This window comes from Ruegeria sp. D4 (assembly GCF_056534475.1).
Window position 1 is genome coordinate 715,558 of sequence record NZ_JBQFPJ010000001.1, and the last position, 25,974, is coordinate 741,531.

General features: G+C 58.2%; 26 protein-coding genes. 12 read left to right on the top strand and 14 right to left on the bottom strand.

The genetic code is table 11. From position 1 onward, the window contains the following. The first annotated feature begins 36 nt into the window (after positions 1-36). The 6 genes from ACR0MI_RS03595 (at position 37) to ACR0MI_RS03620 (ending at position 5,854) form a co-directional block, all read left to right on the top strand. Positions 37-1,701, top strand: coding sequence for a nitrite/sulfite reductase (locus ACR0MI_RS03595; protein WP_170616784.1), 1,665 nt, complete (start codon positions 37-39; stop codon positions 1,699-1,701). After that, positions 1,691-2,452: a phosphoadenylyl-sulfate reductase gene (locus ACR0MI_RS03600; protein WP_170616781.1), complete on the top strand. Its 762-nt coding sequence runs from the start codon at positions 1,691-1,693 to the stop codon at positions 2,450-2,452. Before ACR0MI_RS03595 ends, ACR0MI_RS03600 begins: the two co-directional genes overlap by 11 nt. Then, positions 2,449-2,856, top strand: a complete 408-nt coding sequence (locus tag ACR0MI_RS03605) for a DUF934 domain-containing protein (RefSeq protein ID WP_170616778.1) — start codon at positions 2,449-2,451, stop codon at positions 2,854-2,856. The genes ACR0MI_RS03600 and ACR0MI_RS03605 overlap by 4 nt, the downstream gene beginning before the upstream one ends. A gap of 108 nt (positions 2,857-2,964) precedes the next feature. Next, positions 2,965-3,798 carry a ferredoxin--NADP reductase gene (locus ACR0MI_RS03610; protein WP_170616777.1) on the top strand — a complete coding sequence of 278 codons (834 nt, stop codon included), beginning with the start codon at positions 2,965-2,967 and terminating at the stop codon, positions 3,796-3,798. 245 nt (positions 3,799-4,043) lie between these two features. Continuing rightward, the gene (infC, locus tag ACR0MI_RS03615) at positions 4,044-4,505 is read left to right on the top strand and encodes a translation initiation factor IF-3 (RefSeq protein ID WP_321254933.1); all 462 of its coding nucleotides are present in this window, start codon (positions 4,044-4,046) and stop codon (positions 4,503-4,505) included. Positions 4,506-4,744: 239 nt separating this feature from the next. Beyond that, the gene (locus tag ACR0MI_RS03620) at positions 4,745-5,854 is read left to right on the top strand and encodes an aromatic ring-hydroxylating oxygenase subunit alpha (RefSeq protein WP_170619009.1); all 1,110 of its coding nucleotides are present in this window, start codon (positions 4,745-4,747) and stop codon (positions 5,852-5,854) included. Between the two features lie 16 nt (positions 5,855-5,870). Here the strand turns inward: ACR0MI_RS03620 and ACR0MI_RS03625 are convergent, their stop codons facing one another. Then, on the bottom strand, positions 5,871-7,193 hold the full coding sequence (locus ACR0MI_RS03625; RefSeq protein ID WP_170616773.1) for an aspartate aminotransferase family protein: 1,323 nt from the start codon (positions 7,191-7,193) through the stop codon (positions 5,871-5,873). Further along, positions 7,190-7,960: a beta-keto acid cleavage family enzyme gene (locus ACR0MI_RS03630; protein ID WP_480440236.1), complete on the bottom strand. Its 771-nt coding sequence runs from the start codon at positions 7,958-7,960 to the stop codon at positions 7,190-7,192. Before ACR0MI_RS03630 ends, ACR0MI_RS03625 begins: the two co-directional genes overlap by 4 nt. A 97-nt stretch (positions 7,961-8,057) precedes the next feature. Between ACR0MI_RS03630 and ACR0MI_RS03635 the strand changes: the two genes are divergently transcribed. Continuing rightward, positions 8,058-8,969 carry a MurR/RpiR family transcriptional regulator gene (locus ACR0MI_RS03635; RefSeq protein WP_170816530.1) on the top strand — a complete coding sequence of 304 codons (912 nt, stop codon included), beginning with the start codon at positions 8,058-8,060 and terminating at the stop codon, positions 8,967-8,969. A gap of 31 nt (positions 8,970-9,000) precedes the next feature. Here ACR0MI_RS03635 and ACR0MI_RS03640 read toward each other — a convergent pair whose 3' ends face one another. From ACR0MI_RS03640 to ACR0MI_RS03660, 5 genes are all read right to left on the bottom strand, one after another. Further along, positions 9,001-9,792 (bottom strand): FAD binding domain-containing protein, encoded by a 792-nt coding sequence (locus ACR0MI_RS03640; protein WP_170616769.1) that lies wholly within the window; start codon positions 9,790-9,792, stop codon positions 9,001-9,003. A gap of 95 nt (positions 9,793-9,887) precedes the next feature. Continuing rightward, complete coding sequence (locus tag ACR0MI_RS03645) at positions 9,888-12,248, bottom strand: xanthine dehydrogenase family protein molybdopterin-binding subunit (RefSeq protein WP_170616767.1); 2,361 nt, start codon at positions 12,246-12,248, stop codon at positions 9,888-9,890. A 54-nt stretch (positions 12,249-12,302) separates the two neighbouring features. After that, positions 12,303-12,788 (bottom strand): (2Fe-2S)-binding protein, encoded by a 486-nt coding sequence (locus ACR0MI_RS03650; protein WP_170616765.1) that lies wholly within the window; start codon positions 12,786-12,788, stop codon positions 12,303-12,305. A 151-nt stretch (positions 12,789-12,939) separates the two neighbouring features. Continuing rightward, complete coding sequence (locus ACR0MI_RS03655; protein WP_170616763.1) at positions 12,940-13,941, bottom strand: molybdopterin-binding protein; 1,002 nt, start codon at positions 13,939-13,941, stop codon at positions 12,940-12,942. Further along, a complete protein-coding gene (locus ACR0MI_RS03660) occupies positions 13,938-14,906 on the bottom strand; it encodes an XdhC family protein (RefSeq protein WP_170616761.1) in 969 nt (322 codons plus the stop codon). The genes ACR0MI_RS03655 and ACR0MI_RS03660 overlap by 4 nt, the downstream gene beginning before the upstream one ends. A 242-nt stretch (positions 14,907-15,148) precedes the next feature. On the opposite strand from ACR0MI_RS03660, the gene ACR0MI_RS03665 reads away from it, so the two are divergent. Next, positions 15,149-15,649, top strand: coding sequence for a hypothetical protein (locus ACR0MI_RS03665; protein ID WP_170616759.1), 501 nt, complete (start codon positions 15,149-15,151; stop codon positions 15,647-15,649). On the opposite strand, the gene ACR0MI_RS03670 is transcribed toward ACR0MI_RS03665, so the two are convergent. Together ACR0MI_RS03670 and ACR0MI_RS03675 are read right to left on the bottom strand one after the other, a co-directional pair. Further along, positions 15,646-16,908, bottom strand: coding sequence for a vWA domain-containing protein (locus tag ACR0MI_RS03670; RefSeq protein WP_170616757.1), 1,263 nt, complete (start codon positions 16,906-16,908; stop codon positions 15,646-15,648). The two genes, ACR0MI_RS03665 and ACR0MI_RS03670, sit on opposite strands and share 4 nt — an antisense overlap. 58 nt (positions 16,909-16,966) lie before the next feature. Then, on the bottom strand, positions 16,967-17,875 hold the full coding sequence (locus ACR0MI_RS03675; protein WP_170616755.1) for an AAA family ATPase: 909 nt from the start codon (positions 17,873-17,875) through the stop codon (positions 16,967-16,969). A gap of 133 nt (positions 17,876-18,008) precedes the next feature. On the opposite strand from ACR0MI_RS03675, the gene pyrC reads away from it, so the two are divergent. Continuing rightward, complete coding sequence (pyrC, locus tag ACR0MI_RS03680) at positions 18,009-19,046, top strand: dihydroorotase (protein ID WP_170616753.1); 1,038 nt, start codon at positions 18,009-18,011, stop codon at positions 19,044-19,046. Here the strand turns inward: pyrC and ACR0MI_RS03685 are convergent. After that, the gene (locus ACR0MI_RS03685) at positions 19,043-20,338 is read right to left on the bottom strand and encodes an MmgE/PrpD family protein (protein ID WP_170816529.1); all 1,296 of its coding nucleotides are present in this window, start codon (positions 20,336-20,338) and stop codon (positions 19,043-19,045) included. The two genes, pyrC and ACR0MI_RS03685, sit on opposite strands and share 4 nt — an antisense overlap. A gap of 51 nt (positions 20,339-20,389) precedes the next feature. Beyond that, positions 20,390-20,836: a type II toxin-antitoxin system RatA family toxin gene (locus ACR0MI_RS03690; protein ID WP_170616917.1), complete on the bottom strand. Its 447-nt coding sequence runs from the start codon at positions 20,834-20,836 to the stop codon at positions 20,390-20,392. Between the two features lie 72 nt (positions 20,837-20,908). Between ACR0MI_RS03690 and hpt the strand changes: the two genes are divergently transcribed. Both hpt and ACR0MI_RS03700 read left to right on the top strand, forming a co-directional pair. Further along, positions 20,909-21,451, top strand: coding sequence for a hypoxanthine phosphoribosyltransferase (gene hpt / locus ACR0MI_RS03695; protein WP_480853645.1), 543 nt, complete (start codon positions 20,909-20,911; stop codon positions 21,449-21,451). 248 nt (positions 21,452-21,699) lie between these two features. Continuing rightward, the gene (locus ACR0MI_RS03700; RefSeq protein ID WP_170616745.1) at positions 21,700-22,059 is read left to right on the top strand and encodes a hypothetical protein; all 360 of its coding nucleotides are present in this window, start codon (positions 21,700-21,702) and stop codon (positions 22,057-22,059) included. Positions 22,060-22,063: 4 nt separating this feature from the next. Here the strand turns inward: ACR0MI_RS03700 and ACR0MI_RS03705 are convergent, their stop codons facing one another. Further along, positions 22,064-23,206 carry an amidohydrolase gene (locus ACR0MI_RS03705; protein WP_170616743.1) on the bottom strand — a complete coding sequence of 381 codons (1,143 nt, stop codon included), beginning with the start codon at positions 23,204-23,206 and terminating at the stop codon, positions 22,064-22,066. Further along, positions 23,203-24,153, bottom strand: a complete 951-nt coding sequence (gene lipA, locus ACR0MI_RS03710; protein WP_170616741.1) for a lipoyl synthase — start codon at positions 24,151-24,153, stop codon at positions 23,203-23,205. Before lipA ends, ACR0MI_RS03705 begins: the two co-directional genes overlap by 4 nt. Before the next feature lie 261 nt (positions 24,154-24,414). Between lipA and ACR0MI_RS03715 the strand changes: the two genes are divergently transcribed. After that, complete coding sequence (locus tag ACR0MI_RS03715; RefSeq protein WP_170616739.1) at positions 24,415-24,963, top strand: peroxiredoxin; 549 nt, start codon at positions 24,415-24,417, stop codon at positions 24,961-24,963. 41 nt (positions 24,964-25,004) lie between these two features. On the opposite strand, the gene ACR0MI_RS03720 is transcribed toward ACR0MI_RS03715, so the two are convergent. Beyond that, entirely contained in the window at positions 25,005-25,928 is a 924-nt protein-coding gene (locus ACR0MI_RS03720) for a hydrogen peroxide-inducible genes activator (RefSeq protein ID WP_170616737.1), read from the bottom strand. Between the last annotated feature and the right edge of the window lie 46 nt (positions 25,929-25,974).

The window sequence follows — 25,974 nt, forward strand, 5'->3', positions numbered from 1 at the left end:
CCCATGGTTCGGGGCTGCAACTAAGGACAGCTAATCATGTATCGCTACTCCGAGTTCGACACAGCATTTTTGGCAGAACGTAACGCGCAGTTCCGCGCGCAGGTCGAGCGTCGCATCGACGGCTCGCTCACCGAAGACGAATTCAAACCTCTGCGCCTGATGAACGGCCTGTATCTGCAACTGCACGCCTACATGCTGCGTGTGGCGATCCCTTACGGGACGCTGAACAGCGCTCAGATGCGTCAGCTGGCCCTACTGGCCGAAAAGTGGGACAAGGGCTATGGCCATTTCACCACCCGTCAGAACATCCAGTACAACTGGCCGAAACTGAACGACGTGCCGGACATGCTGGACGCGTTGGCAGAGGTTGGCATGCACGCCATCCAGACCTCGGGCAACACCATCCGCAACGTGACCGCCGACCATTTCGCCGGTGCCACCGCGGATGAGGTCGCCGACCCGCGCCCCTATGCCGAACTGCTGCGCCAGTGGTCGACCGACCACCCGGAATTCCAGTTCATGCCCCGAAAGTTCAAGATCGCCATCACCGGCTCGGAAAACGACCGCGCCGTGATTAAGGCGCATGACATCGGCCTGCAACTGGTCGAGCGTGACGGCGTTCTGGGGGCTCGTGTCATCGTGGGTGGCGGTTTGGGCCGTACGCCAATGATTGGCAAGGAACTGTCCGAATTCGTCGCCTTTGACGACCTGCTGGCTTATCTCGAAGCCACCGTTTCCGTGTGGAACCAGATCGGCCGCCGCGACAACAAATACAAGGCGCGCATCAAGATCACCGTGCATGAGCATGGCATCGACGCCATCCGTGCTAAGGTGAACGAGCGGTTCCTGAAGGTCCGCCCGCAGTTCAAAGGCGCGGACATGTCGCTGCTGGACGAAATCAAGGCCCATTTCGCTGCCCCTGCCTTCCGAGAGGGTTCGGTTGCGTCGTTTGAATCCGCCTACACCAACGATCCGGTTTTCCGCTCGTGGGTCGATACCAACATCGCGTCGCACAAGAACGCAGACCACGCGATTGTCACCATCTCGATCAAGAAGCACGGCCAGACGCCGGGCGATGCAACGGCCGAGCAGATGCGGGTCATGGCCGATATGGCCGAAGAGTTCGCCTATGACGAACTGCGCATCAGCCATGAGCAGAACGTGATCCTGCCGCATGTCCATAAATCGGACCTGCCTGCGGTCCACGCGAAGCTGAAGGAACACGAACTGGCCACCGCCAATATTGGCCTGATCAGCGACATCATCGCCTGCCCCGGCATGGACTACTGTGCGCTGGCGACGGCTCGTTCGATCCCGGTTGCGCAAGAGATTGCAACCCGCTTCGACGAGTTGAAGCTCGAGCATGATATCGGCCACCTGAAGATCAAGATTTCAGGCTGCATCAACGCATGTGGTCACCACCACGTGGGCCACATTGGCATCCTGGGTCTGGATCGTGCCGGCGTCGAAAACTACCAGATCACTCTGGGCGGTGATGCCACCGAAAGCGCGGCCATCGGCGATCGAACTGGTCCGGGCTTTGCTTACGATGAGATCGTCCCCGCCGTGGAACGCATCGTTGAAACCTACTTGAACCAGCGTGAAAGCGCAGAGGAGACGTTCCTGGAAACATACCGCCGCGTTGGCATGGCGCCGTTCAAGGCGGCGCTTTACCCCGAGGCACAGGCCAATGCCGCTTGACCTGATCCAGACGGAACTGGGTAAAGACCGAAGTGAACTGACTGAACGGGTCGAGGACCTCAACGCCCGATTCCGCCACCACAGTGCACACGACGTGATGCATGGCGCGATTGAAGAGATCGATGAGCTTGCCCTTGTGTCAAGCTTTGGGGCGGAATCGGTGGTGTTGCTGCACATGGCCGCTGTTGTCGACAAGGCAACGCCTGTCCTGTTCATCGACACTCAGATGCTTTTCACCGAAACGCTGGAATATCAGCAGGAGGTCAGCGAGCGTCTTGGACTGAGAAACGTTCGGATCGTCAGGGCGGACGATGAAGACATCCTGCGCGATGACCCCTATGGCGCCTTGCGCCTGCGCGACACGGATGCGTGCTGCAACCTGCGCAAGACATTCCCGCTGCAAAAGGCTCTTATGGGCTATTGCGGCTGGATCACCGGGCGCAAACGGTTTCAGGCCGGCACCCGCGCCGCGCTCGACTTTTTCGAGGTCGAGGACGGAACAGGCCGGATCAAGGTCAACCCGCTGGCGCATTGGGCACCTGAAGATGTGCGCGCCTACATGGACGAAAACCGCCTGCCCCGGCATCCGCTGGTGGCAAAAGGATATCCTTCGATCGGCTGTGCGCCCTGCACCTCGCCGGTCAAAGAGGGCGAAGACCCCCGCGCCGGACGCTGGCGCGATCAGAACAAGGAAGAATGCGGCATCCATTTTGTCGACGGCAAGATGGTGCGTGTTGGAGAAAAGCAATGAATGTAATCGTAACGGATCAGGGGTTTTCCCCCGATGATTGGACCGACGGCTTTGTTTCGCTGGATGATGCCGCCAATGACGTGGTTGCCCTGGATGTAAGTTCAGACACCGACCCGGATGAACTCTACGATCGTCTTGGCCGAGCCGAACTGGTGCGGGTCGATTTCCCGTCCTTCGCAGATGGCCGCGGCTTTACCATCGCCCGCACCCTGCGCCTGAAAGGCTATACCGGGCGTCTGCGCGCCAAGGGGCACGTTCTGGCAGACCAATACGCGATGGCGCGGCGCAGTGGCTTTGACGAGGTCGAGATTGATGATGGCCTTGCCACCCGTCAGCCCGAAGATCAGTGGCTTGCCCGCGCCAACTGGAATGAGAACAACTATCAGGCCCGCCTGCGCGGTTAAGGCCGCACATCGCCAGCTTGTGACAGAAAGGGGGCAATCTGTCCCCTTTTCCTGACTTGGATCAACGATTAAACGGAGATGTCGGTTTAGCAGACCGGCAGGTAAACGATGACAGAGATGAAGCCCGTGAGCGAAGTAACTGCCGTAAAGGCCCCCGTCCTGCCGGACGCGCAAACTGTAATTGACGTGAAACACTGGACCGACAGCCTGTTTTCTTTCAAGGTGTCGCGCCCTGCCTCGCTGCGGTTCCGTTCGGGCGAATTCGTGATGATCGGGTTGTTGGGCGATAACGGAAAGCCGCTGCTGCGCGCCTATTCCATCGCCTCGCCTTCGTGGGACGAGGAACTCGAGTTCTACTCGATCAAGGTGCAGGACGGTCCGCTGACCTCGAAGCTGCAACACATCAAACCCGGCGACCAGATCATCCTTCGCCCCAAGCCCGTTGGTACCCTGGTGCACGACGCGCTGCTGCCCGGCAAACGCCTGTGGTTCTTTGCCACCGGCACTGGTTTCGCGCCCTTCGCTTCGCTGCTGCGCGAGCCGCAGACCTATGAGGATTATGATGAGGTCATCATCACGCACACCTGCCGTGAAGTGGCTGAACTGGAGTACGGCCGCCAGCTGATCGAAAGCATCCGCCAGGACGAACTGCTGGCAGAACTGATCGGCGAAGGTTTTGCAGACAAGATCCGCTACTACCCGACCACCACCCGGGAAGAGAGCCCCAAGATGGGCCGCATCACCAACCTGCTGAAAGACGGCACCGTATTTGCCGATCTGGGCATCGATGGCGGAATCAAACCCGAAACCGACCGCGCGATGGTTTGCGGCAGCCTGGCTTTCAACCTCGATATCAAGGAAATTCTGGAAGAGTTTGGACTGCGCGAAGGCGCAAATTCCGACCCCAAGGAATTCGTCATCGAAAAAGCCTTTGTCGGCTGATCTTTGGAGCTGGCCGGGTAATTGACGACCCGGCCAGCTCAATCCCGCCAACAAAGGCGGGTTTTTCGTGTTTTCCGGCCTTTATGCTGCTTGAAACGCCTTTCGCACCGGTCTAAATTCCGGTCTCGAAATTCTGCAATCATCAAAGGAATGAACCCATAGCCCGCAGACCCCACAACGCGCCGCCGCAGAGAGACACCGGACCGCGCGTCAATGAAAAGATCCGTGCCCCTGAAATCCGCCTGATCGGCGCTGACGGTGATAACGTAGGGGTGGTTCATCCCGCCAAAGCTATGCAGATGGCCGCTGATGCCGGACTTGATCTGGTCGAGATCTCGCCCAATGCCAATCCTCCGGTTTGCAAAATCATGGATTTCGGCAAGTTCAAGTACGAACAGCAGAAACGCGAAAGCGAAGCCCGCAAGAAGCAGAAAATCATCGAGGTGAAAGAGGTCAAGTTCCGGCCCAACACCGACACGCATGATTACGACGTCAAGATGAAGAACGTCGTCAAGTTTCTGGAAAAGGGCGACAAGGTCAAAGTCACCCTGCGCTTCCGTGGCCGTGAGATGGCGCACCAAAACCTGGGTCGCGAGCTGTTGGAGCGTGTTGCCGAAGACATCAAGGAAATCGGCAAGGTCGAGAACATGCCGAAGATGGAAGGCCGTCAGATGATCATGATGATCGGCCCGCTTCCGCAGAAATAAGTTCTGCAAGCAACCAATTTCAAACCCTGTCAGAGTTGCTCTGGCAGGGTTTTTTGTTCACCGAAAATTCAATCCTCGCGATTTGTACACACCTGTCCCCGTCCGCAAATCTTTAAGGCTGGAAAGCGACAATAGGTCGATTTCAGGCGATCTGATTTCGACCGCGCGCTGGCGAAAACTGGAATGCGCGGAATCGCAATGCGGTTAAGCGTGAGGTGCCGGATAAAGGGGAGGTAACGATGGGTGAAATGTCATTCGCGGGCGGCGTTTATCAATCGCTGCCGACGCAGGCCTATTGCGATGAGGCCGTTTTTTCCCAGGAACGCACCCGGATATTCAGGCGGTCCTGGCATTTGGTAGGCCATTTAACCGACATCCCCAACTTCGGTGACTATGTTGTCGAAGACATCAGCGGCGTCTCAGTGATCGTGATTCGGGGCCAGGACGGCGATATCCGCGCTTTTTACAATGTTTGCGTTCATCGCGGCCATGAATTGCTGAATGGCAAGGGTTGCACCAAAAAGATGACGTGCCCCTATCACGCATGGACCTATGACACGACCGGACAGTTGCGCGCCGCGCCGAATGCCACCGCGTTTCCGGGCTTCGACAAAAACCGGTACAAGCTGCGCCCGGTTCAGGTTGAACTGTTCTTCGGACTCATTCTGCTGAACCTGGACCCGGACGCCCGGCCAATGGCCGAACTGGCCGAAAGCGCGTTTGGCGAAATCGCTGAATACGCGCCCAACCTTCCCAACTATAAACGAGCGGACCGGACGGAACGGTTGGCCAGCGCGAACTGGAAAGTCGTCGCCGAGAATTTCAACGAATGCTATCACTGCGCTGTGGTTCACAAGACTCTGACAACTGGTGTGGTCGATCCGGACCAGTACCGGACGCGCGGCCATGATTACGGCATTCGCCATGCAAGCCCGGCCCGTCCGGACAGTCAGAAATCCTACAGCTATGTCGCCGACCCCGAAGCGCGCACGGACAAGTTCCTGACCTGGTGGTTCTTTCCTCTTTTTGCCCTGCAAGTTTACCCCGGTGGGATCGTGAACACCTATCGCTGGACCCCGGTCAGTGTGAACAAAACCAAGATCGAAGTTGACTGGTGGCTGCCCGAATCCGAACCGAACGCCGTTGAACAAGAGATCATCCTGCAACACCGCAACACCACCTTTGCCGAAGATGGCCCGATTGTGGATTCGGTTCAGAAAGGGTTGGAAAGTGGCGCGATCGGATTTGGGGCACTGGTGGTCGATGACGCGTGTTCATCGCAATCAGAACACCCGATCATGGCGTTCAATGCGCATTACCAGAGGGCCATGGAAGGCACGGCCCTCTGAGAATTCTCTGACTTGATCAGGCCGGCAGCGAAACCTGGATGGCTTTGCTTAGTTTTGCGACCAGTTCATCAATCTGCTCGTCCTCGATGATAAAGGGTGGTGCCAGCAGGACGTGGTCACCTTTCCTACCGTCGCGCGTTCCGGACATTGGGTAACAGATCAGCCCTTCGGCCAAAGCGGCCTTCTTGATCTTTCCCGCGACACCCAGCGCAGGGTCAAAAGGCGTGCGGCTTTCCCGATCGGCCACCAGTTCCACCCCGCGGAACAACCCCCGGCCGCGGATATCGCCAATATTCGGATGCTGTCCAAACGCAGCCTCAAGCGCTGATTGCAGCTTTTCACCCATCACGCCAGCTCGGGTCGGCAAATCGCGGTTAGTCAGCTCCCTTACAACAGCCAAGGCAGCAGCCGTCGCAACCGGGTGCCCGATATAGGTGTGTCCGTGCTGGAAGAAACCGGACCCATCCCGGATCGCATCATAAATTGCACCGGAACACAGCATCGCACCAATCGGCTGATACCCCGCGCCCAGACCCTTGGCGATGCACAGGATGTCCGGCGCCACCCCATCATGGTTGCAGGCAAACAGATGCCCAGTCCGGCCCATGCCACACATCACTTCGTCCAGAATCAACAACACGCCATACTTGTCGCAGATCTCACGAATGCGTTTAAAATACCCCTCAACCGCAGGAACTGCACCCAATGTCGCGCCAACAACCGGCTCTGCCATGAAAGCCATCACGGTATCGGGACCAAGCCGTAGAATCTCGGTTTCCAACTCATTGGCGACGCGCTGACCATAGTCAAAGCTACTCTCACCATCGGGTTTTTCAGCGTATTCGAAACAGGGCGCGATATGGGTCATCTCGATCAGCATCGGCGCGAACTGCGCCCGCCGCCACGCGTTTCCACCTGCCGACAACGCACCCAGAGTGTTGCCGTGATAGCTCTGCCGCCTTGCGATCACATGCCGGCGTTCGGGCTGACCGATTTCAAGATAATACTGGCGCGCCAGCTTGATCGCGGCTTCGGTGGCCTCAGACCCCCCGGAAACGAAGTACACCCGGTCCAGATCACCCGGCGCGTGTTCGATCAGCAAATCCGCCAATTCCTCTGCCGGTTCCGAGGTCATGAAGCCTGTATGGGCAAAGGCGATCTTTTCAACCTGTTCCTGTACCGCCTTGATCACGGCCGGGTTGGAGTGCCCCAGACAGGAAACCGCCGCATCCCCACAATCCAGATAGCGCCGCCCGTCAGCGTCAATCAGGTAACATCCGTCACCGCCTGCTGCGACCGGCAGTTCGGCCTTGGTGTGACGTGGAAATACATGGCTCATATCAAAATCCTCTCAATTTTTGCGACCAGCGCTGCTACCGATGCCGCATTGTCTGTCCATGTTCGACCTTGTGCGTCGGTCAGGCTGTTTTCGAAACCAACCCGCACATCACCGCCTCGCTTTGCGGCTTCGGCAAGGCACATATGTTCCTGTTTCCCAAAGGCGCAGATCATCCACGGCGCCGGATTTTGCGGGAAACCATCAATATCTTCAGGTGTCGATTCTCCACCTGTTGTGTAGCGGCCCAGAACCAGCAGGCGATCCGCCTGCTCTTGTCGCACAATCCCTTTGTCCCGCCACTGATCCAGCAAAGCAGTATCTTCTGCATCATAAAGGATGTGCTGAACCCGTGTACCCTGTTCCGCACAAAGTCCATAAAGCCGTGCCGCAAGCTCCGGCGCGCGGGCAGTTTCACGGACGGAAATCGAAGCCCAGCCAGGGTTGACCTGCTTCACACATTCAAACTGCGCCGCGACATCAAAAACGCCCGCGGCCTCGGTTGTGATCTGAATGTCCATCTCCGGCACAGTGCGGCTCAACTCGGCAATCGCTTCTCGGTATCGCCCAGCATCCAAAGAATGGGCACCTTGGTCGTCACGGACATGCAAATGCAGCCCCTGTGCACCGGCATCAAAACACGATTGGGCCGTCGCCAATATTTCATCCAGCGAAACAGGCAGCTTCGGATGATCAATGTGACTACGCCGCGCGCCATTGGGCGCGACCATTACGTAAGGTCTGAATGATTCATTTTCCGGACGTTGCATTCCCTGCTCCAACCCCAGCCGCATTCCTGCACCCCATTTACTTGCCGACCGCGTGTTTTCAACTTGCCTTTTTCATAACATATGTTTTTCTAGAAACATGCCGGAATCTCCAACCCAACTGACCAGCCGCCTTCGCCGCACCATCGATGACCTGCCGACACAGCTTCAGGCAGCCGCAAAATACATTATCGATCATCCGGCAGATTTCGGTATCGACCCGGTTCGAGTTACCGCCCAAAAGATCGGCGTCAGTTCCAACGTTCTGGTCCGATTGGCACAGAGGCTGGGCTTTGACGGGTTTGACGCCTTTCGTCAGCCATTTCGGCACGCTCTGGCCACAGACCGAGAGGAACAGCTGGGACAGGACTGGCTGTCCAGCCTCAGACAAGAAGGGCAATTCGCTACGGCTCAATCCCAATTCGCACGGAATGAGTTGAACGTCGTCACCCGCTCGTTGCGGCAGATAGACCCCAAGAAAATGCAGATGGCCACGGATATCATATCCAATGCAAAGCGTTGCTTTGTGACGGCCACACGGGCCAGCCATGCACTGGCCTCGTATTTTTGCTACGCCGGACGCATGGCACAACCCGGAATGCAGCTTATCCCTCGGCAAATGGGCTCCGCGATTGATGATCTGATCGAAGGGGACACGCAGGATTGTCTGTTCGCAATCACGGTCCAGCCTTATTCAGCGGACACGATTCAGGCCATGCGGTATGCCCGCGACATGGGAATGAAGATCATACTTTTGTCGGACAGTGACGTCATCGCCCCGGGCGTCAAACCCGACGTTGTACTGGCAGTCAGCACCCGATCCCTGCACCACTTCTCAAGCTTTTCGGGCGCAATGGCCGTTCTGGAATGCTTGCTTGGTCATCTCTTTGACGCCGGCGGCGACGCCGCACGAATTCGCGTGGAAGAATATCAGAAGGCTCGTGAGGAAACCGGCGCGTACTGGCGCCCTTCAAAGCCGCCCAGAGTGCGTCAAAAGATCAACCCCCGGTAAATCCGGGGGTTGCACCTGTTCATAGCGCTGTTTACATCGTCGCTTCGACAGCCCGTCTGGTCATCACGTTGACCAGATGTGCGCGATACTCCTTGCTGCCATGCAAGTCCCCAATCATGTTCGCGGGATTGACCCTCAGATCCATCAACGCATCCGGCCGGAACTCCTTGTTCAGGGCCTGCTCAGCCTCACCCCATCGAAACACGCCATCTTCGCTGGCCCCGGTTACGGCAACCCGAACACCGTCAGCGAAACGGGCAAGAAACACACCCACCAACGCAAAACGCGACGCCGGTTGCAGAAACTTCTGGTAACTCGCCGCCTGTGGCACCGGAAAGCGGACAGACGTAATGATTTCACCCTCATCCAGCGCAGTGGTGAACATGCCCTGAAAAAAATCATCTGCCGCAATCTGGCGTGTATTGGTAACGATGGTCGCACCTGATCCCAGAACACCCGCAGGATAACAGGCTGCAGGATCATTGTTTGCCACCGACCCGCCAATTGTACCGCGGTTGCGCACTGCCGGATCGCCGATCTGACCAGCCAGCGCCGCCAGTGCCGGGTACGACCCCGCCGCATCACGCGCCACCGAGGCATGAGTCGTCGCCCCACCGATCGCAACCGAGCCATCGTCTTCAATGCAAACACCCTTCATCTCGGCAATTCCGCTCAGGGATACCAGGGATGACGGCGCCGCCAGTCGCTGTTTCAGCGTCGGGATAAGGGTCTGCCCTCCTCCCAACGCTTGTGCATCCTCGGCCGCCAACGCGGCAACCGCATCGGCTATGGTCGAGGGTTTTTCAAACTCGAAACTGTACATTTCGCTTTTCCTTTCCGAAGGGCGTTTCCCGGCCCTTCATCTTTTTGGAAATACTCCGGGGGTCCGGGGGCTGGCCCCCGGTCCACCCTCTCAACTCAGCCGTTCATGGCTGCCCAGACGCGCGACGGGCTGACCGGCATGTCGATGTGGTCCACCGCCTTCCCGCCCGAATTCAGCGCATCCAGCACCGCATTGACAACTGCCGGCGGCGATCCGATCGCGCCCGCTTCGCCACAGCCCTTCACACCCAATGGGTTATGCGTGCACGGCGTCTGGCTGGAATGGTCGACACCATAGAATGGCACATCATCGGCACGCGGCATGGCGTAATCCATGAAGGACGCACTCAGCAACTGGCCATTCTCGTCATAGGCGCAGTTCTCCAGCAGGGCCTGACCGATGCCCTGACCGATACCGCCATGGACCTGGCCGTCAACGATCATCGGATTGACGATATTGCCAAAATCATCCGCGGCCGTGAATTTCTCGATGCTGACCTGACCGGTGTCCGGATCAACCTCGACCTCACAGGCATAAGCACCTGCCGGGAAGGTGAAATTGGCAGGGTCATAGAAGGCGGTTTCCTCAAGCCCCGGCTCGACCTCCAGCGGATAGTTGTGCGGGACATATGCCGTCAGGGTCACATCCCCCCAGGCAACCGATTTATCGGTGCCCGCGACACTGAACTGACCTTCCTTCAGCTCGATATCGGCCTCGGACGCCTCAAGCAGATGTGCAGCGATCTTTTTCGCCTTATCGATCACCTTCTCGGTCGCCTTGACCATGGCCGACCCACAGACCGCAAGCGAACGTGAGCCGTAGGTGCCCATCCCGAACGGGATCTTGGACGTATCCCCATGCACGATCTCGACCATCGACTCGTCGATGCCGATCATGTCCGCCACGACCTGCGGGAAGGCGGTTTCATGCCCCTGCCCATGGCTGTGCGCACCGACCATGACGCTGATCGAACCAGTCGCGTTCACGCGCACCGTCGCAGCGTCATAGAGACCCGCGCGGGCCCCCAGCATCCCAACGATGTTCGAGGGCGCGATGCCGCAGGCCTCGATATAGCAGTTGATCCCAAGACCGCGTAGCTTGCCTTTGGCCTCACTCGCCGACCGACGTGCAGCAAAGCCCGCCAAATCGGCAGCGGCCTCAAGCTTGTCCATCGTCCCGTTGTAGTTTCCAGTGTCATAAGTCAGCGCCACCGGCGTGTCATAGGGGAACTGAGTGATGAAGTTCTGACGGCGCAGTGCAATCGGATCGACGCCCAGCTCACGTGCGGCCTTGTCCACGACGCGCTCCAACTGGAAGGTCGCCTCGGGGCGGCCTGCACCGCGATAGGCATCCACCGGCACCGTGTTGGTGAACATCGCTTTCACGTTTACCTGAATGACCGGCGTCTTGTAGTTGCCCGCCATCAGTGTGCCGTGCAGCCAGGTCGGAACCGAGCTGGAGAAGGTCGACAGATACGCGCCCAGATTGGCATAGGTGTTGGTCCGCAGGCCGACAAAATTATTGTCCGCATCCAGCGCCAGCTCGATCTTGCTGACGTGATCCCGACCCTGCGCATCCGACATGAATGCCTCGGACCGGCTGGCGGTCCACTTGACCGGACGCCCGCAGGCTTTTGCCGCAAAGGTACAGAACGCTTCTTCGGCATAGTGGAAGATCTTGGTGCCAAAGCCGCCACCCACATCCGGGGCCACCACGCGGACCTTGTGTTCGGGCAGACCCAAAACAAAGGCACACATCAGCAGACGGATCACGTGCGGGTTCTGCGACGTCGTGTACAGAGTATACTCTTCGGTCGCGCGGCTGTACTCGGCCACGGCCACGCGCGGCTCCATCGGGTTGGCGACCAGACGGTTGTTGACCAGATCCAGCGAGGTCACATGAGCCGCGTTGGCAAAGACCTCGTTGACCTTGGCGTCGTCCGCTTCGCCCAGCTGCCAGTCGTAGCAGATGTTGTTCTTGAGGTCGTCATGAACCAGCGTCGCGCCATCTTGCGCTGCGGCCTTCATATCCATGACGGCTGGCAATTCATCGATATCCACGTCGATTGCCTCGGCCGCGTCGCGCGCCTGTTCAAGGCTATCGGCCACAACGGCGGCGATGGGATCGCCAACGTGACGCACTTTGCCCTGCGCCAGAATGGGGTGCGGCGGTTCCTGCATGGGTGCGCCGTGTTTGTCGGTGACTTCCCAGCCGCAGGGCATCCCGCCCACGCCTTCAAAGTCCTTACCGGTGAACACTTTGACCACACCTGGCATGGCTTCCGCCGCAGATGTGTCTATGGATTTGATCCGGCCATGTGCGATGTCGGATCGCAGAAAATGTACATAGGCCTGACCACGTACGTTGATGTCGTCGGTGTAATTGCCCGCTCCGGTCAGAAAGCGCACGTCCTCGCGCCGCTTGGAACTGGCTCCGATGCCACTGTCTTTGGGCATTGCTTGTTCTCCTCCCTGGGAAAGAATTTTCGCTGAAAATTCTTTGCGACCGCTTTATTCGGCGGCGATGCTGGAAACGTCCTGGCCCGATGCGGCCATGATCGCCTTGACGATATTGTGATACCCGGTGCAGCGGCACAGGTTGCCTTCCAGATATTTCCGGATCTCGGCCTCGGTCGGACGCGGGTTATCTTTCAGCAGCGCGGCGGCGCTCATCACCATGCCGGGCGTGCAAAAGCCGCACTGAAGGCCATGGTGATCCTGAAACGCCTGCTGGATCACGTTCAGCGAACCGTCCGGGTTGGCCTGCCCCTCAATCGTGCCGACGTCGGCACCGTCCGCCTCAAGCGCCAGCATGTTGCAGGATTTGACCACCTCTCCGTTCACGTGAACGACGCACGCGCCGCACTGCGCGGTGTCGCAACCAACATGTGTCCCGGTCAGCGACAGGTGATCGCGCAGAAAGCTGGACAACAAGGTCCGGCCTTCGACATCACCGCTCACGGGTTTTCCGTTCACGGTCATTGAGACCTGTGTCATAAGTTCCTCCCATTTCGTTTTTTTGCTTGTGCCGAGTTAAACACGGGAATTTTCGTTTGAGAACAAAAATCTTTGGCAGGTGCACGAACAGGGGGATTGGCCAAACACAACAGCTTAGCCCGCAATGGCGACCGGGCAAAATGCCCCTACGTCACACCTTCTTTCTGGCCCGGGGCTGCGGTCGTGTCGGAATTTCCTTGAGCAATCCCCCAACCCCCATCCCGGCGATATCCGCACTGGTCACGGGGATACCGCAGGCCACGCGGGACAACACCCAGTCGGCCCCGTTCAAGGCAGGCGCACGCGCACATCCCGGCAGACCAATGACGGGACGATCCGACAAGCTGCCAAGAAACAGCAGGTTGCCGGGATCGACCGGCATACCAAACCTGTCTACCTGACCCCCAGCCGAGCGCACGGCTTCGGGGGCCACGTCGGCGGGGTCCGATGTCGCAGACCCCGTCAGAATCATTACGATATCCTCTTGCATGGCGGCAATGGCTTCGGCCAGATCTGGCGTTCGATGCGGCACGATGCGGATATCGTTCAACTCCATCCCAAGCGCTTCGACACGTCCGCGCATCGAAGCAATGCCCTTTTCATTCGGTGGACCGCCGGGGATGTCGGTCACGATCAATCCGGCAGTGCGGTGGACAGGCGTGGCCAGCCGGATCGAGTTCTCGGCCAGTCGCGATGCCCGCAACACGTCACCGCCGGGAACCGCATACGAGATCACCTTGATCGTTGCGACCATTCCACCGGCTTCCATCTGCTGGTGCTGGGGGACAGTGGCGACCGTTATCATTGGATTGACCAGATTGAACTGCCGCAGAGCATCTGTATCCAGAACCACGACGCCGGGCCCGTCCGCCAGCAGGTTGACGCGCCCGGTAAATGGCTGCGTTACCCGAAGACCGGCAGCGGCCGGGTCTGGCGCCAGAGCCTCGGCCAGCATTCGGGCGGCTTCGTCCTCGTGGCGATCCCCTGGTTCCAGCCGGGCCACGATAACCTCGGAATGGCCGGCTTGTGTCAGTTGTTCAAGGTGTTCACGCGACAGGATCACGCCTTTGCGCAGTTTGGTTGTACCAGCCTGAATCGAGTGCGCCAAAACTGTCCCTTCGGCTTCGGACACCAGAACCGGCCCGAATTTCACGCCTTGCCCCGCAATACGGCGGTCATTTGCGCCAGTATGGCAACCGCTATTTCCGAAGGATCCGCAGCGCCGATATCCAGTCCGATCGGACCGTGGATTCTGGCAATCTGCGCATCTGTAAAACCAGCCTGCGTCATGCGGTCCACTCGTTTGGCGTGTGTGCGTGTAGAACCAAGTGCGCCTATATAGAACACATCAGCCTGCAACGCGGCCTGCAACGCCGGATCATCCAGTTTGGGATCGTGGGTCAGCAAAACCACTGCGGTCCGCGCATCCAGCCCCAGTTGAGCGACCGCCTCGTCTGGCCATTCCGTCAGAATGGTTTCACCGGGAAACCGCGCGCTGGATGCGAAAGCCTCTCGCGGATCAATGATTGCAGGATCATACCCGGCGACCCGCGCCATTGGAACAAGCGCCTGCGCAATGTGGACCGCGCCCACGATGATCAGCCGCAGCGGAGGGTTGTGGACAGCCACAAAGGTCTTGCCGTCCGCTTCAAAACCGGACCGGTCCATGCGGAGCCTCTCGTGATACGCGTTCCGGCGTAAAGCCCGGTGCCCTGTGTCGATATTGACTTCATACGCGACGGCTTCACGCTCTGCGCGCGCCGCAACCAGATCCGTCAGCATGTTTTCCGTCAGAACCGAGCCGACAGGCTCGACCAGAACACGTATCGTGCCGCCACAGGCCAGACCGACGGCAAAAGCGTCCTCGTCACTGACACCGAATTCCAGCAAGCGCGCCTCGCCTTCATCGATGGCTTCCATTGCTTCGACGATCACGGCGCCCTCGACACATCCACCGGAGACCGACCCTTCGATCCGGCCATCTCCCCCGATCACAAGCTGCGATCCCACCCGGCGCGGTGCACTGCCCCAGGTATCGACGACGGTCGCCAGGGCCGCGCCACGGCCCTTGCGGAACCAGTTCAGTGCTGTCTCCGGGCTATTGTCGAATCGGTCCATCGAAACCTCCTGGCGTTTCCCGTTCCAACATAGGCAGGTTTGCTGCAATGAAAAGTCAGCCCTGCGGCGAGGTCAGCAAGAAAACCATTGCTGGAAGACAAACGGATCCTCGGGGCAATCTGACGGCTTCATCATATTCAAATAACCCTAGGATTGATTGTTTTCGGCGCAGGATTTAGCCTAACCCCCGCATCTGGCAAGCTGCCTGATGTTCTGCCACTTTTTTTGAATCGGAGAGAAAATTGAAACGTATTCTTTCACTGGGGACCGCATTGGGGCTGATGGCCTCGACTGCTGTATGGGCTGATACATTCGAACGGTATGGAGAAGTCGAGGGCTGGAAAGTCTTTGTGGACAAGGAAAAGAAGTCCTGTCTGATTGAAGCCGTGGACAGTGCCGAAAACGTGGTTCAGATGGGGTTGACCGAAGACCGCGGGGTTGGCTACGTCGGCATATTCACCAAGGAAAAAACCGATATCAAACGCGGTGAAAAAGGTGCGGTCGCAATCATGCTGGGTGACAACCTGTATGTCGGCGAAGGTACTGGCATGAAAGGGAACATCACCAAGGGCTATTCCGGTGGCTATGTCCTGTCGGACAACCCGCAATTCGCCGACGATCTGGCCAAACAGAAGGTCATGGTCGTTTTTCCGGAAAAGGAATTCGCCTTTACCGTCGATCTAACGGGCACCTACAAAGCCATGGAAATGGCACGAGAGTGCAATGAAAAGCAGCTAGGCTAAGCCTGCTCTGAAAGCGCGGTCAACAGCCGCGCTTTCTCGCCGTTGTCGTCGGTCTGCGATATGACTTGGGCCAGTTCCTCAAGCGAGGCGATGGAATGACCCGCCCGGAAGCTGTCGACATGGGGCAGCATGGCCGCAATTCCCTTGGCTTTGGGTGCAAAGCCATCCCATCGCAGCAGGGGGTTCAGCCAGATCAGGCGCCTTGCAGAGAGATGCAGCCTCTCAATTTCCTTCGCCAGTGCATCCGGCTCACCGCGATCCAGCCCGTCTGAGATCAGCAGAACCACCGCGCCCTGCCCCATGACCCTTCGGGACCAATCACGGTTGAAAGCATGAAGGCACTCCCCGATACGGGTTCCTCCTTCCCAGTCCTGCGCCTCGGCCCCGGCGGCGGCCAGCGCTGCATCGACATCGCGCTGATGCAGGTGTCTGGTGATGTTCGTCAGTCGGGTTCCGAAAGTGAAAGCATGAACCCTGGCCCAGCCCGCGCCGCGCGCATTCGAGACGGTGTGCAAAAAATGCAGGATGATCCGGCTGTATTGACTCATCGAGCCCGATATATCGCAAAGAACGACAAGGTTGGGCCAGCGCGGTCTGGGCCGTTGCCGGGCGATGTCCCGCATGTCCCCACCCTGCCGCATCGCGGCCCGCAACGTTCGGGCCCGGTCGATACGATGACCCAGATGGCTGACTTGACAACGGCGTGAAGCAATGGGTTTGACCGGCAGAGACAAGCGCGACAGCATCCGTTTGGCCTGTGCGATTTCGTCGGTGCTCATCTGTTCGAAATCCAGATTTCGCAGTCGTTCTTCGGACGACGCGGTCTGAGAGGCATCAATGTCGAGTTCGGTTTCCTCACCCTGATCCTCGACTTCCGGCAGATCCTTTTCGACACCATCCAGCAGGGCCTCGGCTGCCCGCTTTTCGGCTGCATCCGCTTTGCGCTCCTCCTGAACACCGCGAATGGCCGGCAGCATCATGGACATCATGTGTTCGAGATAGCGTGGATCCCGCCAATACAGGCGAAACACCTGTGCAAACACGGTGCGGTGTTCCGGACGACTGACGAAACAGGCGTGGAGGGTCCAGTAGAAATCCTGCTTGCGGGTAAAACCGGCGGCTTCAACGGCGCGGATGGCATCAATGACGCGGCCGGTTCCTATCGGCAACCCGGCCTTGCGCAGAGCGCGGGCAAAATGGGTGATATTCTGCGCCAGTTTGGGATCATCGGGAATGTCGATAGGCAGTTGCTCGGCCATCACAATGCATGGGGGCGCTGCCCTCATACCCCCGGAGTATTTCGGAAAAGATGAAGCATCACGCCGGTTCGAGTGAGGCTTTGGCCTGATCCAGAATGCGTTTCGCCTCGGACCCCTGCAGTTTCTGGATATCGTCCTGGTATTTCAGGATTGCGCCCAGTGTGTCGCCGATCACTTCGGGGCTGAGATTGATGACATCCAGCGCCAACAGGCACTTGGCCCAGTCGATCGTTTCGGCGACGCCGGGCTTCTTGAACAGGTCCTCGGTCCGCAGATGCTGGACAAAGGCCACAATTTCACGACTGAGGGCGTCGGCAGCCTCGGGCGCGCGGGCATGCAGGATTTCGATTTCACGGTCGAAATCCGGATAGTCGACCCAATGATACAGGCACCGTCGTTTTAGCGCGTCGTGGACCTCGCGCGTTCGGTTCGACGTGACGATCACAATTGGAGGTTCCGGCGCTTTGATCGTACCGAGCTCCGGGATCGTCACCTGAAAATCACTGAGAGCTTCCAGCAGAAAGGCTTCGAATGGCTCGTCCGTCCGGTCCAGTTCGTCAATCAGAAGTACAGGCGCGCCGTTTTCATCAGGCTGCATAGCCTGCAGCAAGGGGCGTTCCACGAGGTAGTCTTTGGAAAACAGTTCGGCCTGCAGGGCGGATCTGTCGGCAGCACCTGCCGCTTCGGCTGTCCGGATTGCTACCATTTGCGCAGGAAAGTTCCACTCGTAAACGGCCGATGCGGCATCCAGCCCCTCGTAGCACTGCAACCGGATGAGCCGCCGCCCCAGACCGGAAGCCAGCGCCTTGGCGATCTCGGTTTTGCCAACCCCGGCCTCGCCTTCCAGAAACAGCGGGCGACCCAGTTTGAGAGACAGAAACACAACGGTCGCCAGAGACCGGCCGCAGACGTATCCCTGCGCGCCCAACATCTTCTGAACCGCATCAATGGATTGGGGGTGGTTCATCAGCCAATCTCCTTTCGCACACAAGGGCATGGTGCCGGTCTTGCGTCAACCCCACGGGTCTTTCTGGACTTACTGCGATCAGATGGTTCGACAAGGTCTTTCACGATTGCGACCCTTGTGCTAGCCGGGGCACATGACAGACAGCATCACGATCCGCCGCCCCGACGACTGGCATCTGCATCTGCGCGATGGCGCTATGTTGCAGACCGTTTTGCCCGAAACAGCACGCCATTTTGCGCGCGCCATCATCATGCCGAACCTTGTGCCCCCTGTCGTCACCGGCGCACAGGCCGCAGCCTATCGGGAGCGTATTCTGGCCGCGCTGCCGGAAGGAATGAGTTTCGAGCCGTTGATGACGTTGTATCTGACTGAAGATACGGACCCGGATGATCTGGCCGCCGCCCATGCCAGCGGTCTGATCAAGGCTGTCAAGCTGTACCCGGCAGGCGCGACGACGAATTCTGCCTCGGGCGTGCGCGATTTCGACAAGGTCCGCCATGTACTGGAAAAAATGGCGAGCATCGGTTTGCCGCTTTGTGTGCACGGCGAAGTAACCGATGCAGAGATCGATATTTTCGACCGTGAGGCTGTGTTCATCGACCGCGTTCTGGATCCGATCCGCAAGGCGACGCCCGAACTGCGTGTTGTGATGGAGCATATTACGACGAAAGACGGTGTCGATTATGTCAAATCGAATGAGGCCGGACTGGGCGCAACGATTACGGCGCATCACCTGATCATCAATCGCAACCACATTCTGGTTGGCGGCATCAAACCACATTATTATTGTCTTCCTGTCGCAAAACGGGAAGAACACCGCCTTGCATTGCTGGCCGCAGCGACCTCGGGCGATGCGCGGTATTTCCTGGGCACGGACAGCGCGCCGCATACGGATGCTAACAAGGAAATGGCCTGCGGCTGCGCCGGGTGTTTCACGGCGACAAACACCATGTCGCTGCTGGCGGAAATGTTCGAGCGTGAAAACGCGCTGGACAAGCTGGAAGGGTTTGCCTCGCTCAACGGTCCGGCATTCTATGGCTTGCCTGTGAATGAGGACAGCCTCACCCTGACGAAGGGTGACGCGGTGACCTACCCGTCCAAAATTGAGACAGGGGATGGCCCTGTGACCGTGTTCGACCCGGGCTTCCCGCTGCACTGGCGGGTTGATTAACCTACAGGATTGATTGGCAATTCGCGGGCGCGGCCCCCGGTGCGCAGCATCGACCAGACCGCGTCCGCGTCTTCGTGTCCGATAAGTTTGGCGGCCTTGCCGCGGACGCGGTCTTCGCGGTCCGACAGAGCCATGGGCGTCAGCAGATCATGCTTCGCCTTACGCCGGACGCCATCGCGGCGCAGAAGAGATATCTGCGCTTGCGTTTCAGACAGGCTGTCATCGGCATCGACTGAAATCCGGTTTCGCAGGGACACAATGCGCGGGTCGGCGCAGGTTCTGGCCGAATAGCTTTCCGGCAATGCGGTATCGAATCCCAGCGCCTGCATCGCAATCACCGTTCGATAGGAAAACTTGGCACCCAATCCGGTGTCCGGCGACATCTGGTTACACACGCTCATCCAGCGCGGGTGCGTCTTGATCTTGATCTCGGCCACTTCGGGTTCCGCGATGTCAAGGTCACGCGCCGCTTCCAGCGCGGCGTGCAACCCGTGGCAGCAGGCATGGAACTTGTGGCTGACGGACTCGAACAGCCATTCATCGCCCAAACCCTCGAGTGCAGAGACGATGTCGCCCTCTCCGTGATGAGTGGCGCCAAACCCGTACTGCCCTTCAAGCGCGGCAGAGTTCGGTTCGAACCCGTGCTGAACGAGCAGCGCCGCCTCGACTCCGGTAGATGATGCCATACCGGCGTTATATGGTTTACCCATGGTTCCAAACTGCGCCTTAAGCCCGGCGGCGCGTGTCGCAGTAAGCCCCAGGGCTCTTTCCATTTGCCCGGCATCGAAGCCCAATATCCGCCCGGCGGCAACGGCCGCACCAAACGCACCCGCCGTTGCGGTCTGGTGAAACCCAGCTTGATAATGACCGCGTCCCAGCCACAGCCCGATGCGGATGGAGACCTCCATACCAACCAGCGCGGCCTCAAGAAGGTCAACGACAATACGGTCGTCCCATTCTGCCAAGGCCAACGCAGCAGGCAAAACCGCTACCGAGGGGTGTCCGATATGGGCAAAATGCGTGTCGTCGTAATCCAGCGCATGTGAGACCGCACCGTTGACCAACGCGGCCGCGCGCAAGGGCGCCGAACCGCCGCCGAACAAGCGGGCCTGTTGTAGGCCGGCCTCGGCCAGAACCATTGCGCGGACGGTTTTCGACACAGGTTCGTCCGCGCCCGCCCGCCCTACCGCGATCCAGTCGAGCACGGACAGGGATGTTACGATCCGGGTCTGGGATGAGGTCGAAACGGGGCCAGCGGCGAAAGCGGCAATCTTGGTAGTGAAATCGGTCATGAGCGCAGTCTAGCGTGCGCCCGTCTCCGGTAAAGCCTCAGGATTGGGACATTAACCGTAAAGTTCCGCGGCCCGGGCTTCGAACGCGCGTACGATCCGCTGCATTGCTTCGTTGAATACAACGCCGATGATGCCTTGCAGGATGGCATTCTTGAATTCGAAGTCCACATGGAAAGCGATATTGCAGCCGCCATCCGGGGCGTCCTCGAACTGCCAGTCGGACTTCATGTATTTGAACGGACCATCCAGGTATTCGGTATCGATCCTTTTCTGATCCGCAAACAAAGTCACGCGGCTGCCGAAACGCTCGCGAAAGACTTTGAAAGAGATGACCAGATCGGCCTCCATCACCTGCGCTTCTCCAACAGCAAAGGTCTTGCGGACCCGCGCCGCGGCACACCATGGCAGGAATTCCGGATATTTGGCCACATCGGCAACCAGATCATACATCTGCTGAGCGGTGTAAGGCAGGTGGCGGTTTTCCGAATGAATGGGCATGGCGTCCGGTATTTGCAGGTGACAATGGCGCGTCATGTCGTATGTTGCGCGCCAAAGATCAAGGGGGCAGCAATGAGCGACCGCGCATATGTGATAGATGAGATGATCTCGGCCAAGGCGATTGCCGCGCGGATCGAAGAGCTCTGTCGCGAGATCACCGATGAGTTTGGCGGTACGGACAAACTTGTCGTTGTTGGCTTGCTGCGCGGCAGCTTCGTGTTCATCGCCGACCTGGTGCGGGAACTGGACTTGCCGATTGAGGTCGATTTTCTCGAGGCATCCTCGTATGGAGACTCGATGGAAAGCAGCCGGGAAGTACGCATTCTCAAAGACTTGCGCGGCGCAATTGAAGGCCGGGACGTGTTGGTTGTCGAAGACATCGTCGACACGGGCCACACCCTGAACCATGTCACCCACCTGCTGCTGAGCCGGAAACCCAAACGACTGAAGTCTATTGCTTTGCTGGACAAGCCCAGCCGACGCGAAGTTGACTTCCGCTCGGACTGGATCGGGTTCGAAATTCCGGATGATTTTGTCGTGGGATACGGAATCGACTACGCACAGCGTAACCGCAACCTGCCTTTCATCGGCAAGGTTCGTTTTGTCGAGAATTGACCGAGGACCGTACGGACCCTCGCCGCGTTCTGCGCAGTTTAGGTGGGGCCTACAAGCTAGTATTCGGCGTAATATTTCAGGGTCTTTCAATCGCCGTATTGTGTGCTTGGCTTGTTGGTCAGGTAGTCCGTGACTAACCCCTGAAATGTCTACTGTACGAAAAGTCAATAAATTCAAGCAACCGAATATCAATGGACAATGTGCTCAACCGCAGACTACCCTTAGAAGAACAAAGGAGGTTTCTGCTGATGAAAGTGTCGTCTATTGGTCTTGTGGCTGCCTTTACAGTCGCTCTGACAACTGGTTTTGCGGATGCAAAAGATAACAAAGGCAAAGCTAAAGGTGCGGACAAATCCAAAGTCGAAAAGGCGATAAAATCCAATAATGGCGTCGCTGTTCCGCCCGGGCAGGTAAAGCGTTACACGCGAGGCCAAAAACTACCGAAAGATCTGCAATTCGACTACTTGGATGACCTTGATGGCTGGAAGTTGAAACCGTTACCTCCCGGTCAGAGATACGTCCGCGTGGATGACGAAATTTTGTCGATCTCGGACGACACACAAACCGTCATTGAGGCTGTGGGAATTGTCAGCGATTTGGTGAATTGAGCGATCAACCAACCAGTGAGCGAATTGCAGCCGAAAAAACCGTGGCACCAACCGGGATCAGCGCATCCGGGAAATCGTAGTCGGGATTGTGCAGTTGCGGGTGATCGGCCCCTGCCCCAAGCCAGAACATCGCCGTTTTCGCCGCTTTGCCGAACTGCCCAAAATCCTCAGAAAATTTCTGCGGCTCGGAAGTAATCTGGTAGGCCACATTCCGAGACGCGCAGGCGTCGGAAAGGATTTTGACCGCCTCGGTGTCGTTCGTGCACGCCTCGAAGATGTCATCATAGGTAATTTCGACCTGCAGCCCTGCTTTGTTTGCCGCTCGTCCGACCAGCGTCTCGGCCTCTTCGACCAGATTTTTCATCCGCCCATCCGAAACGGTTCTTAAGGTCACCCAGATTTCCGCCTGCCCAGGAGCGACGCCAAAAGTCTGCTCGCCCAAGCTGGCATGCGTCACGGTTGTCAGGGCAAAATCATCGGTCAGCGGACCGCCTGTCCCCAACCCGGCCAGTTCCGGCAACAACCAAGCAAGCGCACCGATCGGCGAAATCCCGTCCTCGGGCGCGGCGGCATGTGAGGTTTTTCCCGTCAGAACCACCCGCATACCGCGCGAGGCGCAGTTCGCCGCGCGCTGGCAGATTTCGACATGACCCAGGTCAAGCCCGGGCAGATTGTGCAGCGAAAACACATAATCCGGGGAAAACTCAGAAAACCTCGGATCGGCCCGATAAGCGGCGGCACCCTTTCCCGTCTCTTCCGCGGGTTGAAAGATCAGAACCACACGACCGGATTTTGGCGGGTTATCTCTGAGGTCTTGGGCCACGCCCAGCACCATTGCCATATGGCCGTCATGCCCGCACAAATGACCTTTGCCCGCGACCCGCGAAACGTAGGGCGCGCTCGAAAGCTCCTGAATAGGAAGCCCGTCCAGTTCGCACCTGATGGCAACACAGGGCCCCGGATGGCCGCTGTCATATACTGCTGCTACGCCATGGCCGCCGATATCAGTCAGAACACGACCCGCACCAAGAGACCGCAGCAGGTCGGCAACCCGAGCGGCTGTTTTTTGTTCTTCACCGGACAGTTCCGGAAATTGATGCAATTCGTGTCGCAGCGCGGTCAGGCGCGACAGGGTTTCAGGTTTCACCCTTGCTCCAGCTTCTTTTGGCGCGCGGCGCGCAGCCGAGCGAAGTCATCCCCAGCGTGGTACGAAGACCGCGTCAGCGGAGTGGCCGAAACCATAAGGAACCCTTTGCCGTAGGCCGCCTTTTCGTACGAAGCGAATTCTTCGGGAGTGACAAACCGGTCCACACCATGGTGTTTGGGCGTCGGTTGCAGGTATTGACCGATGGTCAGAAAGTCGATGTCGGCAGCACGCATGTCATCCATGACCTGCCGTACTTGCTGCTCGTCCTCTCCCAACCCGACCATGATGCCCGATTTGGTGAAGATCGAGGGATCCAGTTCCTTGACCCGTTGCAGCAGACGCAACGAATGGAAGTAACGGGCACCAGGACGCACTTCGGGATAAAGACCCGGGACCGTTTCCAGATTGTGGTTGAATACATCTGGCTTGGCCTCGACAACAACTTCCAGAACTGCCGGATCGCATTTCAGAAAATCTGGTGTCAGAATCTCGATCGTCGTTTTGGGCGAACGATGGCGCACAGCCCTAATGGTCTGGGCGAAGTGATCCGCCCCGCCATCTTCAAGATCATCACGATCGACCGAGGTGATGACAACGTGGTTCAGTCCCAACTTCTCGACTGCATGTGCAACGCGCCCCGGTTCGAACACATCCAGAGTATCCGGCCGTCCGGTCGCGATGTTGCAGAAGGTGCATCCGCGCGTGCAGATGTCACCCATGATCATCATGGTGGCGTGGCCCTGGCTCCAGCATTCGCCGACATTGGGACAACCGGCTTCTTCACACACCGTTACAAGGTTGTTGTCCCGCATGATCCGCCTGGTGTCGGCGTATCCTTTGCCACCAGGCGCCTTCACCCGAATCCAGCTTGGCTTTTTCGGCTGAGCGTTGTCGGGGCGATGCGCTTTTTCAGGGTGGCGTTGTTCGGGAATCTTCAGATCACGCACGGCTCGGTATCCTGACTTTGGGTCAATTTTCTTTCCCTAACATAGTCCGCATAGCCGATCTACACCACAGGTGCATAGCCGCCATGCTGCCGATTGATGCAGGCGCAGCATCCTCTCAGCCGATTAATGCTAAAACTTTCAATTCCAGTGGCTTCCGATGGCATCCGCCAACCGTGCAAATGCAGAATAACGGTCATTGATTGCGATTTAGAACTGTTTTAGATCACACCTCAATCAGACTTGAATCACAGGAATACGACTATGAAAACCGGTGCAAAACTCCCTGACGTCACCTTCCACACCCGCGTTCGCGACGAAGCCATCGGGGGACCAAACCCGTTCCGCTGGGAAGACAAAACCACGGCTGACTATTTTGCCGGCAAGCGCGTCATCCTGTTTTCGCTTCCGGGTGCATTTACGCCCACATGTTCGACCTATCAATTGCCCGGATTCGAAAACGGCCATGCCGACTTCGCCGCCCAAGGTATCGACGAGATTTACTGCATGTCTGTCAATGACAGCTTTGTCATGAATAAATGGGCACAGGATCAGGGCCTGAAAAACGTCAAGGTCATCCCGGACGGTTCGGGTGAGTTCACCCGCAAAATGGGAATGCTGGTCGACAAGGACAATCTGGGCTTTGGCATGCGTTCGTGGCGCTATGCAGCCATCGTCAATAACGGTGTGGTCGAAGCGTGGTTCGAAGAGCCCGGCCTGATGGATAACTGCCCCGAGGACCCCTATGGCGTTTCGTCGCCCGAGACCCTGATGGCGCATCTGAGCGAGGCGAAAGAGCCCGCACTGGCCTAAGTCCGAAAGTTGAAAAGGCCCGCCCAAGTCGGGCCTTTTTCTTATTCGCGGGTCGCGGTCACGATCTCTTCGCCGACCTGTCTGATTACACCGGCCAGTTTGTCGAACCAGTCCTCTCCGGTTGTGGATTTTCGACGTACCAATCCCACGGTCCGTGCCGGTTGTGGTGCCCCGAACCGCATGAGTTGTAGCCCCGGCACGGCCTCGGTTTCAGAACGGGCGGCCAGTTCGGGCATCAAAGTCAGGCCAAATCCCTCGGCCACCAGTCGCGACAGGGTCGCCAGAGAAGACGCGCCCATATTGATCAAACCGCTGCTTCTGTCCTGCCCACACACGTCCAGCGCCTGATCCGTCAGACAATGGCCGTCTTCCAACAGCATCAGTTGCGCAGTCTGCAGATCGACAGGTCGCAGGGTTTCCGGATTATCCGCCAGTCTCTGTACGCGGGCCGCGCTGCCTGCCAGCAGAAACCTGTCCTCGAACAAGGGCAGTTCAAACAATTCGCTACCGCCCGACGGAAGCGCCATCAGCCCAGCGTCAATTTCACCGCCCCGCAACATGTTCAGCAAGCGTTCGGTTCGGGCTTCGCGAATCTGAACGCGCAACGACACGTCTGCTGATCTCAGACCAGCCAGAACTCCGGGCAACAGATACGGTGCGATAGTCGGAATGATGCCGATCGACAGGGACCGGTGCCCGCCCGAGTGATCCCTTGCAAACTGATCCAGCCTGTCCGCAGCGCCAAGCACCTGACGGGCGTGTTCAAGAACGTCCCGACCCAGCGGGGTCAGCAGGATGTCCCGGGCCTGACGTTCGAACAATGTACCGCCCAGTGTTTCCTCAAGCGTTTTGATCTGCACGGACAAAGCCGGCTGCGACACATGACAAATTTGTGCCGCACGCCCAAAGTTCCGCTGTTCTGCAACAGCCCTGAAATACTGCAACTGCCGGAGGGTGAAGTTCATAATCATTGACTATCACTTACCCCAACCAACGCAAGACTCTCATATC